Origin of the sequence: Pseudomonas uvaldensis, from assembly GCF_021271205.1 — a bacterium.
GTDB classification, from domain to species: domain Bacteria; phylum Pseudomonadota; class Gammaproteobacteria; order Pseudomonadales; family Pseudomonadaceae; genus Aquipseudomonas; species Aquipseudomonas uvaldensis.
This window is the reverse complement of the sequence record NZ_JAIWKS010000001.1, coordinates 726,276-741,787: the sequence shown is the minus strand read 5'-3', so window position 1 is coordinate 741,787 and position 15,512 is coordinate 726,276. Positions and strand designations below refer to the sequence as shown.

Below are 15,512 nucleotides of genomic sequence, written 5' to 3'. Positions count from 1 at the left end.
GAGTGCGGCCATGCTCAACGAACAGGGAGCTTTTCCGTTCTTAACGAACGCCAGGTTTGTGGGGACTACTCCGTGATTCTGATCATTTACGCCCATCCTTACCCTGATAAATCCAACGTCAACATGTTGATGCTCAAGCTGGCAGCTAACAATCCCGATGTCGCAATCCGTTCGCTGTACGACCTGTACCCCGATTTCAATATCGACGTTGAAGCTGAACAGAGGGCGGTGGAACAGGCAGATCTCCTCGTTCTGCAACACCCTTTGTACTGGTATAGCTACCCACCTCTCTTGAAGCTGTGGATCGATAAGGTTTTCACACAGGGCTGGGCTTACGGCGCGGGCGCTACTGCCTTGAAAAACAAAAAAATGCTGTGGGCCGTGACCACTGGCGGAGAGCATGATCATTTTGAAGGCGGCGACCACCCAGGTTTTGCGGTGCTGTCCCAGCCCATTCAGGCGACGGCGAATTACTGCGAAATGCATTGGTTGAGTCCAGTCGCAGTCCATGGTGCTTACAGAGCAGATCAAAGCGCATTGCTTAAACAGATCCGGAATTATGGCGAGCGCCTGACGTCATGGAGGGAAGATTGAATGGGCACTCATAGCCTGATTGAAATGCTCATTTACCTGAGCTCAGCTGCCTTGATAGTCCCAATTGCCGTCCGGTTAGGGCTTGGCCCGGTTCTAGGCTACCTGATAGCCGGCTGCCTGATCGGCCCATGGGGTTTGAAGCTTGTGACCGATGTCGAGTCCATCCTGCACTTTGCTGAGATTGGCGTGGTGTTGATGCTGTTCATCATTGGTCTCGAACTCGACCCCAAGCGTCTCTGGGCTATGCGCCGCATGGTCTTCGGCGGCGGCGCGTTGCAAATGCTGGCATGCGGTGCGGCCATCGCAGTTTTCTGCGCTGCACTTGGCTTGAATTGGACGGCTGCGTTGTTGGTAGGGCTGACGTTGAGCCTGTCGTCGACTGCTATCGCCATGCAGGCCATGAGCGAGAGAAACATGAACTCCACCGCCGTGGGTCGCAGCAGCTTCGCCGTGTTGCTTTTCCAGGACATCGCGGCGATTCCCTTAGTAGCAATGATCCCACTGCTAGCCGCAAACGGTGGTACGCCTTCAGGTGCAGAGCTGGGCCTATCCATTGCCAAAATCGTGGGTGCAATTGCCGCAGTGGTTCTCCTGGGTAAGTACGTCTCTCGGCCTGTCCTTCGCTTTGTAGCGCGCTCAGGCCTGAGAGAAATCTTTAGTGCCGTCGCACTGTTCCTGGTGTTTGGCTTCGGCCTCTTGTTGGAGGAGGCCGGCTTATCCATGGCCATGGGCGCGTTCTTAGCCGGCGTCCTCTTGGCCAGCTCGGAGTATCGCCATGCTCTGGAAAGCGATATCGAACCCTTCAAAGGCCTGTTGCTGGGTCTGTTCTTTATCGGTGTAGGGATGTCGATTGACTTCGGCACGCTGATCGATTCGCCGCTGAAAGTCATCACCCTGACCCTGGGCTTCATTCTGATCAAGCTGCTCGTGATCAAGCTCCTGGGTCGCTTCCTGAATGTCCCAAGTGACCAGCGTTCATGGCAGGCGGTGTTCCTTGGCCAAGGCAGTGAGTTTGCCTTTGTAGTATTTGGCGCAGCGACCGTCATCGGCATCTTGGTCGACCCTTGGGGTAAGAGCCTAACGCTAGCGGTGGCGTTGTCGATGTGTGTGACGCCTTTGTTGATCCTTTTGCTCAATCACCTGGAGTCGTCGAGCAAACAGGGCAGCAATGAAGCTGACACCATTGATCAGAGCAATCCTCGGGTCATCATTGCTGGCTTCGGTCGATTCGGTCAGATCGCTGGCCGTCTGTTGATGTCCTGTGGTTTTGAGGTAGTGGTCTTGGATCATGATCCAGACCACATCGAGACGCTGCGTAAGTTCGGGGTCAAGGTATTCTATGGAGATGCCACCCGCCTCGATTTACTGCACGCTGCGGGTGCTGCCCAAGCCGTGGTGCTGATCAACGCCATCGATAATCAAGACGATAACCTGGCACTGACCAAGTTGGCCCAGGAGCATTTTCCATCCCTAAAACTGGTGGTGCGCGCTCGAGATATGGGGCACATCATTACCCTACGTCAGATGGGTATTGAAGACGTCGAGCGGGAAACCTTTGAAAGCGCGCTGTCCCTCGGGCGCAGGGCTTTGGAGCAACTTGGGATAGGACGCTACGAAGCTCGTGAGCGTGCGGATCGATTCCGCCGCCTGAATTTGGAGATGCTAGAGGAGATGGCCGCTCAGCCCGAGGACGATACCGAATTCAAGTACGACGCCTACAAACGAGCCAACGCTTTACTAACGGAAATATTCAATGAAGACCGCGCTCATCCAATTGATGTTGGCCCAGGAAAAATGAGCCTTGCGCACAGGGAGACAGGTAGCTGACTTGCCTTACAGGTCGAGGAGGATGCTTGGTTAACTAGCGTCCTCCAGCTCAGTGATGATTGCTTTTTTCAAGGCTGAAACTGATTTAGAACCAGCGAAGACCTTCAATAATCGGCCTTCGTGGAACACTGCCAAGGAGGGCACAGAGCGAATGCCATACATCTGCGCAATCGTCGGCGATACCGCAATATCAATCTTTCCAAACACTGCGAGAGCATGGAGTTTTTCCTCCAAGTCGACGAAGACTGGCTTCATCTCTTTACAAGGTTTGCACCAGGACGCTGAGAACAGTACGACACTGCTGCCTTTGGCAACAAAGCAGGCAAATTGAGGAGCGCTCAATTCAACGATACGGCTCATTTGGATCTCACGTGTTGTGTTAAGGAAAACGGGAGCACCTTCTGATTGCCCCCGTTCCGTTGCATCAAATTTTGCAGCCATCGATGCCGCAGACTTGGCCCATCAATGAGCTATCCTCGGTTCTCGCTTTGGCAACCATTTGATTCAGCGCTTCAAGAAAGGCCGCTTCTGGCTGAGCACCTGACACCGAGAACGCTTTGTTGAAGACAAAAAGTGGCACGCCGGAACCCAGTTGGGCTGCGAAATGCTCGTCTTCTTCCATCTCAACGCGCAGCTCCACGGATGACCACGCCAACTGAATTGATTCATCGGGCACACCTGCCTCCTTCGCAATCGCCTCCAAATTGGCGCGATCAAAAAGCGACTTGCCGTGACTGGTACTTTGCTCGTACAACGCCTCGACAAGGCGCTTTTTCACTGTCGTGTCTTTAACTGCTTTCACCAAGACATGAGCATCAGCTGTGTCACCAAACATCATGGTGTCGAAGCGATAATCCAGCCCGTCAGCCTGGCCATATTTACTGACCGTACTCATCATCGCTTCTGCGGAATCTAGGTTGCCGAGCTTACGTTTCAGTGCCGCAATCATCGGTTCAGGGGCGTGATTTGCAGCCAGTCGATAGGCCCGAACGGTGACCTGTACATCGTCTTTCTGCGAGAAGTTTTCGAGTGCTTTTTCAAAACGACGCTTGGCAATCCAGCACCAGGGACACACGTAATCAGACCAGATATCGACTACATATTTTTTCGAAGGGGTTTGCATATTTTATCCTGCACGGAGAAGTGAAGATTGCATTGCGGCCATTTCAAGCAAATGGTTAAAGCCCGCCAACGGGTCGGTTGAGCGACCCAGTGTCCAATCAATGAGGCTTGCTCCCTCCAACATGCTCAGCAGCATGAAGGCGAAGCTCTCAGCAGTTGTTCCAAGTAACCAGTGGTGCTGCCGGACTGCGTCATTTAGGGTGCTTTGGAGCCATGCGAGCTGGGAATTAAAGAAGTCCCTGGTAAGTCTTTGTAGCGACAAAGGCAAAGCAGCCATTTCCGCTGCCAAGGCACCGCATAACGGCAGCAGCCCCTCATTCGCGCTGATCACGAAAAGTCGGGAAAAAGCCTGCAAGCGCTGCAGTGGCTCGGGATGCATGATCTCGATTGATAGCAACGTCTCGTTGAACCGAGCGATGTAGTCGTTGATCAGCTCAGCGCCCAGGCACTCCTTGGTCGGAAAGTGATGGTGAATGCTGGCTTTTCTAATGCCGACTTTCGCTGCGAGATCCGCGTAACTGAACGCTGAGTAACCCTTTGAGCGCATCTGGGTTTCCGCGTAGCTCAGCAGCGCGGCTTTTGTCGTGATAGACATTTAAACTCCTACAGCCAACACCCTTATCACCGAAGCAGCCTGCTGGAAAGCGCCCCGTTGAGAGGCGCTACACAGGGCGCTTGCCTCGGTGTTTAGGCACGTACCGCCATCACCCCTGCATCAACGTCCCAGATAGCACCGGTCACCCAGGAAGTTTTATCGGAGAGTAAGAAGAGGATGGTATTGGCGACGTCTTCAGGAACACCGACTCGACCCAGTGGGTGGAAATCGTTTAGCGACTTCATCGCATCCGGGATCGCGTCCTTGTCCATGAAGCCTTCATAGATCGAGGTGTGAACGATGCCGGGCGAAACGGCATTGACTCGGATACCTGAGTGCGCCAATTCAATTGCCAGGTTCCGAGTGACTGCGTGCAGGCCCGCCTTGGCCATCGAATAAGCGGTTGCTGGAGAGCCGGCCAGCGCGGCTTGCGCGCCAATCGAACCGACGTTGACAATGGAGCCTTCGCGCTTGGCAGCAAGCATATTTTTGACCACTGCCTGCGTGATAAAGAATGTGGCGCGGTTCAGATCCAGGTACATGTCGTAGTCAGCCTCATCGTGCTCGATGAAAGGCTTCGGAATGAATATACCTGCAGAGTTCACCATGAAGCCGATGTCACTGTGGTTGGCATTGATTTCGTTGCGTACATGGTTCATCCCTTCCTCGGTCACGAGGTTGGCAACGATCACTGATACGTTCCCCAGCGGGCTCAGCTCGGCGCGCACAGCATCGGCTTTATCCTGTTTACTGCCGGTGAGAACCACGCTGCCACCCGCCTTTAAAAATTGGCGTGCTGTTTCCAGGCCCATGCCGCTCGTGCCGCCGACGACCAACAGTTTTTTGCCTCTAAAAAAATCGCTCATTACAGACTCCGGTATCAGATAAGTGAGAGGTGGTCAGCGGCCAGGTGCCGTGCTGACCTATGGCCAGAACGGTTAGCCCTCGATGACTTCCAGCTTAGGGAGCATGCGGATGGCTTTAGAGAAATTTGCGTAGTTGACCGAAGTCTTGAGCACCACGTTGTGCAGTTCCTCTACGCGCTCACGAGAAGCATCTGTGTGCAGGCGAATCACGACACTCACCTCGTCGTAGCCTGGGTTAACGCTTTCGTCGATCCCCAGGAAGCCACGCAGGTCGAGAGTGCCGTCGGTCTCAATTTCCAGGCTGTGAATTTTGATGCCCATCATTGCGGCATTGGCGGCATAGCCGACCGACATGCAGGCGTTTAGAGCAGCCATCAGCAGCTCCTGAGGGTTGGGCGCGGTGTTCTCGCCCAGCAATTCATTCGGCTCATCGGCTGCAATTTCAAAATCGCGGGGATAGGTCTCACCGGCCAAGCTGTAACGGCTGACTTTGGCTACAGAACGGGTCTGCCCCTTCCACGCGGTTTTAACGTTGAAGCTTGCGTGACGCTTTGTCGCATCCCCAGCAACGCCTTCGGCGAAATTCTGCAGTGCGGCTACATCGATACCGTTCAGATTGCTGCTCATGTGGACGTTCCTCTTCAGAAAAGCCGGACGATTCGACCGGAAGAGAAACAAGCCTACCAAGTAGTAGGATGGTTTGCAATAGAGATAGCCATACCTGATAGTTTTGAAAAACTAGACTGCATAGAGAAATGGGAATATTGATGACAACCACAGTGAGTGAGTGTCGTGACCAACAGAGTCACTTCGAAAGCGACGCCATGAAACGACCTTTCACAGCTCTATGCACCGGGTGAAATTTATGTAATCGTACGAATTGATGGCATAAGGCCGTCACTACATGGATAAAAATCAGGGAGGTTTTATGGCTGTTTATGCACCAGGGCACGTGTTGGGACGAGATGGAGGTTCGTTTCAAGAAGTCACTTTGAACGCAGCCAAGAGCGCGGTCGTCGCTAAGCATGGACGGTACTGTACAATTCGCGATCACGAAAAAGCGCCGCCTACAAGCCAACCTTCCCGTCATTGGATGCAGATTTACCGCACACCAGATAATACCGAGTGATCTATCTGGTAGTTTTAGTTCGCGCTAATTAAAACGAGCGTAGATTGGCTCGCGGCCCCAAATCAGATGATTCAAGGCCGCCTGCTCTTGGCAGGCGATCAAGTCGAGAGGCTATTGGAATATATATCAAAGATCCATTGATGAAAGATGCCCCCTAGAAAGGGAATGCAGCGGTAGAGACGATAAATGTGCTTGCTAACGTCTTCAGCGACGAAGGGTAGATAAAATCAAATCTAACCCCGAAGATTTCTCGTAATCATCACTCATCGCCCAAGAAACAAAGCTCGCACCTTCCAAAGTATTCAATATGAGCCTTGAAACTCTGATTACATCCAGGTCGGCTTTAAGCTCTCCTCGATCTTGACCCTGCTTAATATTTGCTTGGAGCCAAGTGAGATGGATCTCAAAGAAATCCTTTGTCATTTCTTTGAGGCTTTCAGGCAGGGCCAGAAGCTCTGCGGCCAGGGCTCCACAGAGTGGAAGCATCCCATTTAGACTGCTGTGTGCGAACATCAAGGCGAATGCATTCAGCCGGTCGACAATACTGATGTGTTCATCATTGATAGCGTCCAGCTGCTTTTTAAACCGGAACAGGTAGCTCTCGACGATGGCAATTGCCAGGCCTTCCTTGGTGGGGAAGTGATGGTGAATACTAGCCTTTTTAATGCCGATGTCGTCTGCAAGGTCGGCATAGCTGAAGGCCGCGTAGCCTTTCGTGCGCAGCAGAACCTCAGCGCTGATCAAAAGGTCTGAACGTGTACTCATGATGCTGCATCCAAATTTATCATTTGGGCATCATAAATTAGTCACACATCATAAGACAGCGTTCGCCTCCTGCACTGAGCTAGCTGATGCGACATGCGTCCTTCAACTGAGCGCCACAAGGGATTGGCGAGCTTTACGATCCTGCTTACGTTAAGCACGCCTCAGGATTCGCGAGTCAGAGGCGCGCGCGATATAGGCGTCTACGCAGAACTGTTCATTAAACCTGACTTGCCCGTCCTGGCTAAGCTGGGCCTCTACGTTCCAAAGACCGTCTTGTAGGGTTGGAACGGCGATGAGATGACCCAATCTGAAGCCGAAGTGATCATCGCAGCGAGTCCGCCGTTGGCAGCGCTCTCGGCGTGTCGAATTAATCTGACCAGCTTGGACATTCGCTCCTGCCTGATAAGCTTAAGCGAGCTATACAGGTGTGCCGTACGAGTACATTGGAGCGCTTTCAATAGTGATGGCTCGCTGTGCCCACTACGTCAGGCCTGTGCGACCGCTGAGGAACACGCAAAAGCACGAAGTGCTGGGTAAAACTCACGGAAGTCTGTGCTCAGCAGCTCATAGTTATCTTTTAGGTGCTCGAACAGCCCATCAAGCCCCTCTGGTCTGGAAAGGCGCTTCGAGATTATGCCTAGGCCATATCCAATCATCTCAATGTCTTTGTAGGCGCAGAGCCAATCCTCCGAGATCATCACGGGCACTACCTTCGCCAGTGACGGTGGAAGGGAAGGCTCTGACTCCAAAATTCCATAGATCGCCTGCGCAAATCTCTTCAGCGGAACACCAGAGTATTCCTCCCAGTCCCGCGCGAGGCAGTGGTCGAAGAACATGTCGAGAGCGATTCCGGCGTAGCGCCTTTTCTCATCGGGAAATCGAGATAGAGCTCGCTTAACCAACTCGTGGGAGTCGGTGAAGGCATCAATTGTGCGATGCAGTTGTATCGCGGCCTCAGTCTTTGAGGAAAAGCGACCTACGAGTGGGCCCTTAACGAAGTCGCCGTAAAGGCTGCCCAGGAGCTCGTCGGGCGATTGCCCTCCAAGGTGTAAATGAGCCAGATAATTCATCTCATGCATCCCTAGGGCATCATCATTACTACAACCATTTGGTAGGTGAACATAGCCGGCTCGCCAATGGACGAGAAGTCAATCCCACCTTCAGAAACCTCAAACTACAACTAGGCCTACGGAGCAGGCTGCAAGCGGACACGATAGCAGGGTTTTTAAATACCTACCTACTGAATGGGTGCCAAATTTGTATCAGCGCAAAGGTGAGTATGGGTCGAAGGGCTCTGAACCCACCTCAATTTAGATTGGCTTAATTTCGCTGCCCAGCGAAGCAGCGCATGTGACGGCTGGCGTGGTATGAAGAAGTGAGGTATGTATCTCTGATCTCACACTGGCAGGAGGCCGACATGAGGTTGCAGAGCGATATCGATGCGCTAGCGGCGATCGAGGAAGACGCAAAGGCGATGCTAAAATGGATAGGGCTGCCCGACGACGCCCAGAAACTTGAGGTCGTCGTCTTCCTCCGACAGATCGTCGACTTGGCCACCTATATGGATTCGGCTGATCGATTCATTGATACACCGATCAATGCTTGATGAGGTATCGCGGCCAACCAAAGGCCAAAAGTAACGATTCGGTTACGGCTGTTCCGTCTGTAGGTTCGGATGTGCGAAGGGCATTCTCGGGCACAAGGCCCGGCGGATTGGAGGGCCACCATTGGACGAAGTCGTTAAGAGAGAGTCCTTGTTCGAGCAGGCTTGGACGAGGCCAATGACCAAAATTAGCTCGCGATATGGAGCCTCCTCCAGCTATCTCACGAAGGTCTACATCAGCCTGAAAATTCCTACGCCGCCTGTTGGCTACTGGGCGCAAGTCGGAATTGATCGGCGACCTTGATGCGTTAATACACTTCGCTGGGCTGCCAGTTGTCCCCGCAGCCACTCAGGTAGCTGCCTGGTCAAACGCAATCTGTTGAGAGCCATGCGCCTGGCTGGCATCAGCGGAGACGTCGACAAATTGTGGTTCAAGAGGGCACGATTGACGTGTCGTAGAGGCGAAGGTTGGCCGGAGGCAAACGCCTAAACAGGCCTCTAAAGCAGCCTATCTTCTTGGGCGCGACGGTAATAGGATACCGAGTAGTGGCCTTCAGAAGCTAAGGACAGCATCGTGATCAAGAATTTGATATTGCGCGGCGTTTCGAGCTACTCCCCCGAGCAAAACTCCCAGATCGGCCCACTCACGAAAGTGAATATGTTCTATGGGCACAATGGAACGGGTAAGACCACAATCGGCAACTATCTTCAAGATCCTTCTGACCTGCTCTACCACCAGTGTAAGACTCAGCCTGTCTCGGCGGAACGTGAAGTGATGGTCTACAACCACACGTTCATGGAGACCAATTTTCACGCAAGCTCACAGCCCGGCATCTTCACGCTCAATGAAGGAAATATTGAGGCCGAGAAAAAGCTGCTCGCGGCTGAGGAAGCACTCAAAAAGCTGCTGGTTGAACATCAGGCCGAGGTGGCAGCGGGCAATGGCTTCGGGGAGTCCCAGAAATCCAATAAAGCGGATTTGCTCGATCAGCTGTGGGCCCTCAAGAGACCGTTCGATACCGGGCCTCTGCGGTACTGCTTCGCTTCTCTCAATACAAAGGATCGGCTTGGGGAAAAGCTACGTACCCTGTCTCTTGTGTCGTCGCCGGATGATTTCTCAGCGTTGGCGGCGGAGGCGGAACAGCTGCAATCAGCCAGTGAGTAACCGTCCGAGCAACACATCTTCCTGATGCCATCGGTTAAGGCGATGGTGTCCACCTAAATTTAAGTGGACACCATTTTTAGCCTTTTTAAGCGGACGCCCATGCCACAAGAACGCCGTTCCTATTCCAAGTCCTTCAAGGCCCAGGTCATTACTGAGTGCGCCCATCCTGACACTTCAATTGCCAATGTCGCCTTGACCCACAACCTCAATGCAAACCTCGTCCATAAATGGATTCGGGTGCATGCGCAGAAAAACCTGGCACTGCAAACTGCCTTCATCCCGGTCAAGACTTCGCCGCCGGTGCCGATGCATCAGGCCCTTCCTGCCACGATCCGAATCGAAGTGCCGCATCCAAAAGGTGTAGTCGTGGTGAGTTGGCCAGCAGAAAATGCAGCGGCGTGTTCTGCTTTCCTACGAGACCTGCTGCGATGATCCGCGTCGATTCCATCTGGCTCGCCACCGAGCCCATGGACATGCGCGCCGGCACTGAAACCGCGCTCGCACGAGTCGTGGCGGTGTTCGGTGCGGCGAAGCCGCACTGTGCCTATCTGTTCGCCAACCGCCGCGCCAATCGAATGAAAGTGCTGGTGCATGACGGCGTGGGGATTTGGCTTGCCGCCCGGCGTTTGAATCAAGGACGCTTCTTCTGGCCGGGTGTGCGACACGGCTCCGAAGTTGAGTTGGATGCCGAGCAACTTCAGGCCCTGGTGCTCGGTTTACCTTGGCAGCGCGTCGGTGCAGGCGGAATCATCTCGATGCTTTAACATCTGCCATGGCGTGCTTGCCAGCGCAATTGGCCCATCAGTCTATCGTCGCCATCAGCCCTCTCTGGCAAAATCGGCGGCATGACTTTGCATCCAAATCTCGATCAATTAAACCCTGAACAACTGCGTGCCCTGGCGGCGCAGTTGATCCAGCGCGTCGAGACAATGGACAAGCAAATCACTCATCACAAGTCGGTCAACGAGAAACTGGCCCACGAGATCGCGCTGCTCAAACGCTTCAAGTTTGCCAAGCGCAGCGAGCAGTTGAGCCCGGATCAAGCCAGCCTGCTCGACGACTTGATCGATACGGATATCGCCGCTATCGAAGCCGAACTTGAGGCGCTGCAACCGGCACCTGTCGAAGCCAAAGTGCGCCAGCAACCCAAGCGCGCACCGCTGCCACCGCAGTTTCCTCGCACACTGATCCATCACGAACCGGACAACAGCCACTGCCAGTGCGGCTGCGCCCTCAAGCGCATCGGCGAAGACGCCAGCGAAAAGCTCGACTACACGCCCGGCGTATTCACCGTCGAGCGTCACATCCGTGGAAAGTGGGCCTGCGAGCAGTGTGAAACGCTAATCCAGGCGCCGGTACCGGCGCACGTCATCGACAAAGGCGTCCCGACCGCAGGCCTGCTGGCCCACATCATGGTGGCCAAGTTCGCCGACCATCTGCCGCTGTATCGCCAAGAGAAAATCTTCGGCCGCGCCGGGCTGCCCATCGCCCGTTCGACACTGGCGCAGTGGGTGGGTCAAACCGGCGTACAACTGCAACCGCTCGTGGAAGCACTGCGCGAGGCAGTGCTGGCCCAGCGAGTCGTCCATGCCGATGAAACACCCGTGCAGATGCTGGCACCGGGTGAAAAGAAAACGCACCGAGCGTATGTCTGGGCCTACTGCACGACACCATTCTCGGCACTGAAGGCGGTAGTCTACGACTTCAGCCCGAGCCGTGCTGGCGAACATGCGCGCAACTTCCTGGGCACTTGGAACGGCAAGCTGGTCTGCGATGGCTTCGCAGGCTACAAGGCCGGCTTCGAAGGGGGCATCACCGAAATCGGCTGCATGGCCCATGCTCGCCGCAAGTTCTTCGACCTGCATGTGGCGAACAAAAGCCAACTGGCCGAACAGGCGCTGCACTCAATCGGCGGCCTATACGAGGTTGAACGAAAGGCCAAAAAGATGAGCGATGAAGATCGCTGGCGATTACGTCAAGAAATGGCGATTCCTATCGCGGAGAAGTTGCATGAGTGGATGCTGGCTCAGCGCGAACTTGTGCCCGAGGGCTCGGCCACAGCCAAGGCTCTGGATTACAGCCTGAAACGCTGGGTAGCGCTGACGCGCTACCTCAATGATGGTGCTGTGCCCATCGACAACAATCGGGTCGAAAATACGATCCGGCCTTGGGCCCTTGGCCGTTCGAATTGGCTCTTCGCCGGATCACTGCGCAGCGGTAAACGAGCGGCGGCAATTATGAGCTTGATTCAATCGGCACGCATGAATGGGCATGATCCGTTCGCGTATCTCAAGGATGTACTGACGCGGTTGCCGACACAGAGGGCCAGTGCAATTGACCAATTACTACCGCATCAATGGGCACAGGGCTCCTAACACGCTATGAGCTACATTCAGTCCGACGCGTCTGAATCTAATGGTGTCGATGGAGGTATTTGCCATGCGGGTTTTTTGTCATCCTGACTGTCGAAAATACGCCGCGCCTTGCGGAAATCCTCAACGTTCTCGACAACCCAAGTCCAGATAGGTGACATGCGGATCAACAGTCCCATACCCAGCGGCGTCAGCTCATACTCGACACGTGGCGGAATCTCACCGAACTCCCGCCGAACCACTAGCCCATCCCGCTCCATGGAGCGTAGCGTCTTGGTTAACATCCGCTGAGTCACCCCAGTCATCTGCCTTTTTATTTCGGCATGGCGCATCGTGCCGTAAACCCCCAGGGCATGCAGAATACCTAACGACCAGCGGCTACCTGCGTGAGCAAGCACTTCTCGTCTGACGCCATCATCGTCTTCTCTAAGCGTTCGGCAAATTGTTTCTGCCTGGCTGAGAGCCTCCTGATCGGTCATTTCATTCTCTGGTATCACAGGTGTGCCTTCTTACGAACGTTGCCTAATCGTGCAAGCATTTGTTCATCTTACAGGCAACAGGTCTCAGGAGAAATCATGACCGAAGTGACCCAGCTTTCCCCCCAATCCATTCTCGTTCTAGGCGCCGGTGAGCTTGGGCTGCCGGTTCTGCGCAATCTTGCGCGAGTAGCAAAGCGCGCGCCCGGCTCCACAATCAGCGTCCTGCTCAGGGATTCGACCATCAACACTCAGGTGCCCGAGAAAAAGGTCGAAATCGATGAGCTTCGAGATCTTGGCATCCAGATGGTGGCCGCAGATCTCGTGAATAATTCAATCGATCAGTTGGCTGAAGTGTTCGCACGGTTCGATACCGTAATAGGCTGCGCAGGCATGGTTGCAGGCCGGGAAACCCCGATGAAGCTGGCTACAGCAGCTCTCAAGTCCGGTGTGAAGCGCTACTTTCCTTGGCAGTTTGGTGTCGACTTCGAGGTAATCGGTCGGGGCAGTCCTCAAGATCTGTTCGATGCTCAGCTTGATGTACGCGAATTGCTTCGCGCCCAGGATAAAACTGAATGGGTAATCATCTCGACGGGTATGTTCACCAGCTTTCTATTCGAGCCAGTATTCGAGGTGGTTGACTTCGAAAACGATACCGTGAACGCGCTAGGCAGTCTTGAGACCAGCGTGACGCTCACGACTCCAGAAGACATTGGTGCGTTGACAGCGGAAATTGTTTTCTTCGAACCTCGCTTCCGCGATCAGATTGTGTACCTCTCGGGAGATACAGTGACGTACGGAGAGGTTGCGAGCCTCCTCGAACGTGTACTGGGTCGCCCGTTCAAACGTAACGTGTGGACTGTTCCGTACTTGCTCCAAGAATTGGAGAGAGACCCAACGCATCACATCAAGAAGTACCGCGCTGTGTTCGCCCAGGGCAGAGGCGTGGCCTGGCCTAAAGCAGGCACTTTCAACGCGCAGCAGTCGACTCAAGTCACGACCGCTGAGGAGTGGGCCCGTGCAAATCTGGCAACCTCATCAGCATAAGGGCAGTAGCTGAACGAACGTTCTCGCGCTCGGAGTTGACCTGCTAAAAAGCTCCTCAGTCTGATAATGGGCGCTGATAACCGAAGCTAAGGCGCGGAGAATGGGTCTGGTAATCCAAGACGACCGAATCTTTATCTTATCCGCACCATCTGCCGAGGTCTGAGGCGTCCCACTTCACTATCTATTGAGTTTTCTAAGCGCGAATTCCGAACCACGGTGACTTAACCAAGCGCTTACTAAAGCCTTGCAAATGAGCGTGGTTTTGAGGAGCACGGGGGAGAATGGTGTGGTCAAGGTGTGTCTGCCGGACGCTTACGCCAGTGATGCTGAGCTGCCTGGTATACCCACAATCCGGTTTGCGGAAGCGGATGTGGAAACCAGCCCGCTGCTGTCGGAGGCCATTGCCGGCTCCGGCGACTCCTATCTTTCCGCCTTGATCACCGACCTGGGGAACTCCGATTGGGTCAAGCGAGGGTTGCAATACCCGCAGCGGGAGGAGTGCCCCTTTTGTCAGCAAACTCTACCTTCTGGATTTTACGAAGAAATCCAGAAGGTGTTCGACAAGACGTATGAACAGCGCATCACCCAATTGAAAGCCCTCAAAACGCGGTACGAAGGCGGCGTCACTCGCTTGAGAACCCAGTTCAAGCGTCCCGAATACGACGCGTCTGAGTATCAACTGTTGATTGCGAAACTCGATACTCTGCTTTCGCAGAATACGCAAAAGCTGGATGCCAAAGTGGCCAGTCCTTCAATGGTCGTGGCACTGGAGCCTACCGGGTTGATCATGGATGATCTCACCGACTTGATTGCGGAAGGTCAAAGGAAAATCGATGCTTTCAATCTCAAGGTGAAAGACAAGAAAAACCACTTGGAAAAAATCAAGACACGCTTCTGGATCTGCTTTAGATCCAGTTGCGATGCTGCTATCGCATCGGCCAGGAAGGTGCACGAGGAGCTTGGGGTCAAGAAGGAAGCGAAACGTAAGCTGGCGGATGAGATCCGTCTCAAATCACAAGCTCACCACGACGTCATCGCCGAGAGTAAAGCCAAGATCACGAATATTGATCAATCCATTGACAGCATTAACTCCTCGCTTACCGCATTGGGCCTGAACGGCTTTGTGGTGGTCAGGGAGGAGGGGGAGTTGCCGCGCTACCGTCTGCAGCGGCCTGATCAGCAGGCTGGGGTATTCAAGACGCTCAGCGAGGGAGAGAAAACCCTGATCTCATTCCTGTACTTCCTTGAAGTCTGTAATGGCGAGCTCGACGAAAAAGGTGGCAAGCTCAAAAGTGAGCGTATCATTGTCATTGACGATCCTATCTCAAGCCTCTCTCACAACTATATTTACGACATCGCCACAATGATCCATAGACGAGTGCTGAGCCCCAAGGAACGCTTCAAGCAAGTATTTATCCTGACGCACAATTTGTTCTTCTTTCATGAAATGCTCAAGCACCTCAGGAAGTCCGACGAATACTCGTTGTTCCGGATCACCAAGGCAGCCCACAGCATGATCACACCGATGAAGGCCAGTGACGTACAGAATGACTATCAATCATTCTGGCAGGCCATCAAAGATGCTCAAGCAGGTCGCACTTCTTCTAGCGTTATTCCTAACATGATGCGAAATATTCTAGAGTACTACTTCACCTTCGTACATCGGCAGGATGAGCTCCAGGCAGCACTTATGGCACTGTCTGACGAGGATGCAGAATTCAAAGCCCTCTATCGATACGTGAACCGCGAGTCTCATTCCGACGCAGTCAATTTGACTGATTTTGGTGAAATTGTGCCATCGCATTACGTGGATCGATTCAGGGAGGTTTTTGTTAGGACTGGTTTTGAAGAGCACTATGAAAAGATGATGGGGGAGCATGCTTGAATCGGCTGGTGATGTGAATTCCGGTCGTAATAGTGGAGGCTCAGTTTTGGCAATTGCAAGCAGGTT

The 15,512-nt window shown here is 53.7% G+C and carries 17 protein-coding genes; 9 read left to right on the top strand and 8 right to left on the bottom strand.

Features of this window, described 5'->3' with window-relative positions; genetic code table 11:
* The first annotated feature begins 72 nt into the window (after positions 1 to 72).
* Both kefF and kefC read left to right on the top strand, forming a co-directional pair.
* Complete coding sequence (gene kefF, locus LCU97_RS03480) at positions 73 to 594, top strand: glutathione-regulated potassium-efflux system oxidoreductase KefF (protein WP_005779156.1); 522 nt, start codon at positions 73 to 75, stop codon at positions 592 to 594.
* Positions 595 to 2,421 carry a glutathione-regulated potassium-efflux system protein KefC gene (gene kefC / locus LCU97_RS03475; RefSeq protein WP_232775536.1) on the top strand — a complete coding sequence of 609 codons (1,827 nt, stop codon included), beginning with the start codon at positions 595 to 597 and terminating at the stop codon, positions 2,419 to 2,421. It begins immediately after the preceding gene.
* 30 nt (positions 2,422 to 2,451) lie between these two features.
* Here the strand turns inward: kefC and LCU97_RS03470 are convergent, their stop codons facing one another.
* The 7 genes from LCU97_RS03470 to LCU97_RS03440 all read right to left on the bottom strand — a co-directional run bounded on the left by LCU97_RS03470 (position 2,452) and on the right by LCU97_RS03440 (position 7,968).
* Positions 2,452 to 2,781, bottom strand: coding sequence for a thioredoxin family protein (locus tag LCU97_RS03470; protein ID WP_005779159.1), 330 nt, complete (start codon positions 2,779 to 2,781; stop codon positions 2,452 to 2,454).
* Positions 2,782 to 2,845: 64 nt separating this feature from the next.
* Complete coding sequence (locus tag LCU97_RS03465) at positions 2,846 to 3,544, bottom strand: DsbA family oxidoreductase (protein ID WP_232775535.1); 699 nt, start codon at positions 3,542 to 3,544, stop codon at positions 2,846 to 2,848.
* Between the two features lie 3 nt (positions 3,545 to 3,547).
* Positions 3,548 to 4,138, bottom strand: coding sequence for a TetR/AcrR family transcriptional regulator (locus LCU97_RS03460; protein WP_005779162.1), 591 nt, complete (start codon positions 4,136 to 4,138; stop codon positions 3,548 to 3,550).
* Between the two features lie 92 nt (positions 4,139 to 4,230).
* Positions 4,231 to 5,004 (bottom strand): SDR family NAD(P)-dependent oxidoreductase, encoded by a 774-nt coding sequence (locus LCU97_RS03455; RefSeq protein ID WP_153330723.1) that lies wholly within the window; start codon positions 5,002 to 5,004, stop codon positions 4,231 to 4,233.
* A gap of 72 nt (positions 5,005 to 5,076) precedes the next feature.
* A complete protein-coding gene (locus tag LCU97_RS03450) occupies positions 5,077 to 5,631 on the bottom strand; it encodes an OsmC family protein (RefSeq protein ID WP_005779166.1) in 555 nt (184 codons plus the stop codon).
* Positions 5,632 to 6,337: 706 nt separating this feature from the next.
* On the bottom strand, positions 6,338 to 6,898 hold the full coding sequence (locus LCU97_RS03445) for a TetR/AcrR family transcriptional regulator (RefSeq protein WP_005779167.1): 561 nt from the start codon (positions 6,896 to 6,898) through the stop codon (positions 6,338 to 6,340).
* A gap of 485 nt (positions 6,899 to 7,383) precedes the next feature.
* Positions 7,384 to 7,968, bottom strand: coding sequence for an acyl carrier protein phosphodiesterase (locus tag LCU97_RS03440; protein WP_153429939.1), 585 nt, complete (start codon positions 7,966 to 7,968; stop codon positions 7,384 to 7,386).
* 347 nt (positions 7,969 to 8,315) lie between these two features.
* On the opposite strand from LCU97_RS03440, the gene LCU97_RS03435 reads away from it, so the two are divergent.
* The 5 genes from LCU97_RS03435 (at position 8,316) to tnpC (ending at position 12,041) form a co-directional block, all read left to right on the top strand.
* Positions 8,316 to 8,504, top strand: coding sequence for a hypothetical protein (locus LCU97_RS03435; RefSeq protein WP_005779171.1), 189 nt, complete (start codon positions 8,316 to 8,318; stop codon positions 8,502 to 8,504).
* A 571-nt stretch (positions 8,505 to 9,075) separates the two neighbouring features.
* Positions 9,076 to 9,666 (top strand): AAA family ATPase, encoded by a 591-nt coding sequence (locus LCU97_RS03430; protein WP_232775534.1) that lies wholly within the window; start codon positions 9,076 to 9,078, stop codon positions 9,664 to 9,666.
* Positions 9,667 to 9,765: 99 nt separating this feature from the next.
* Complete coding sequence (tnpA, locus tag LCU97_RS03425; protein WP_003173944.1) at positions 9,766 to 10,098, top strand: IS66-like element accessory protein TnpA; 333 nt, start codon at positions 9,766 to 9,768, stop codon at positions 10,096 to 10,098.
* Positions 10,095 to 10,430, top strand: a complete 336-nt coding sequence (tnpB, locus tag LCU97_RS03420; protein WP_003177794.1) for an IS66 family insertion sequence element accessory protein TnpB — start codon at positions 10,095 to 10,097, stop codon at positions 10,428 to 10,430. The genes tnpA and tnpB overlap by 4 nt, the downstream gene beginning before the upstream one ends.
* 81 nt (positions 10,431 to 10,511) lie before the next feature.
* Positions 10,512 to 12,041, top strand: coding sequence for an IS66 family transposase (gene tnpC, locus LCU97_RS03415; protein ID WP_232775533.1), 1,530 nt, complete (start codon positions 10,512 to 10,514; stop codon positions 12,039 to 12,041).
* Between the two features lie 17 nt (positions 12,042 to 12,058).
* Here tnpC and LCU97_RS03410 read toward each other — a convergent pair whose 3' ends face one another.
* The gene (locus LCU97_RS03410) at positions 12,059 to 12,517 is read right to left on the bottom strand and encodes a winged helix-turn-helix transcriptional regulator (protein WP_003429427.1); all 459 of its coding nucleotides are present in this window, start codon (positions 12,515 to 12,517) and stop codon (positions 12,059 to 12,061) included.
* 96 nt (positions 12,518 to 12,613) lie between these two features.
* On the opposite strand from LCU97_RS03410, the gene LCU97_RS03405 reads away from it, so the two are divergent.
* Together LCU97_RS03405 and LCU97_RS03400 are read left to right on the top strand one after the other, a co-directional pair.
* Positions 12,614 to 13,561 carry an aromatic alcohol reductase gene (locus tag LCU97_RS03405; protein ID WP_003173940.1) on the top strand — a complete coding sequence of 316 codons (948 nt, stop codon included), beginning with the start codon at positions 12,614 to 12,616 and terminating at the stop codon, positions 13,559 to 13,561.
* Between the two features lie 250 nt (positions 13,562 to 13,811).
* Complete coding sequence (locus tag LCU97_RS03400) at positions 13,812 to 15,446, top strand: AAA family ATPase (RefSeq protein ID WP_232775532.1); 1,635 nt, start codon at positions 13,812 to 13,814, stop codon at positions 15,444 to 15,446.
* Positions 15,447 to 15,512 lie beyond the last annotated feature (66 nt).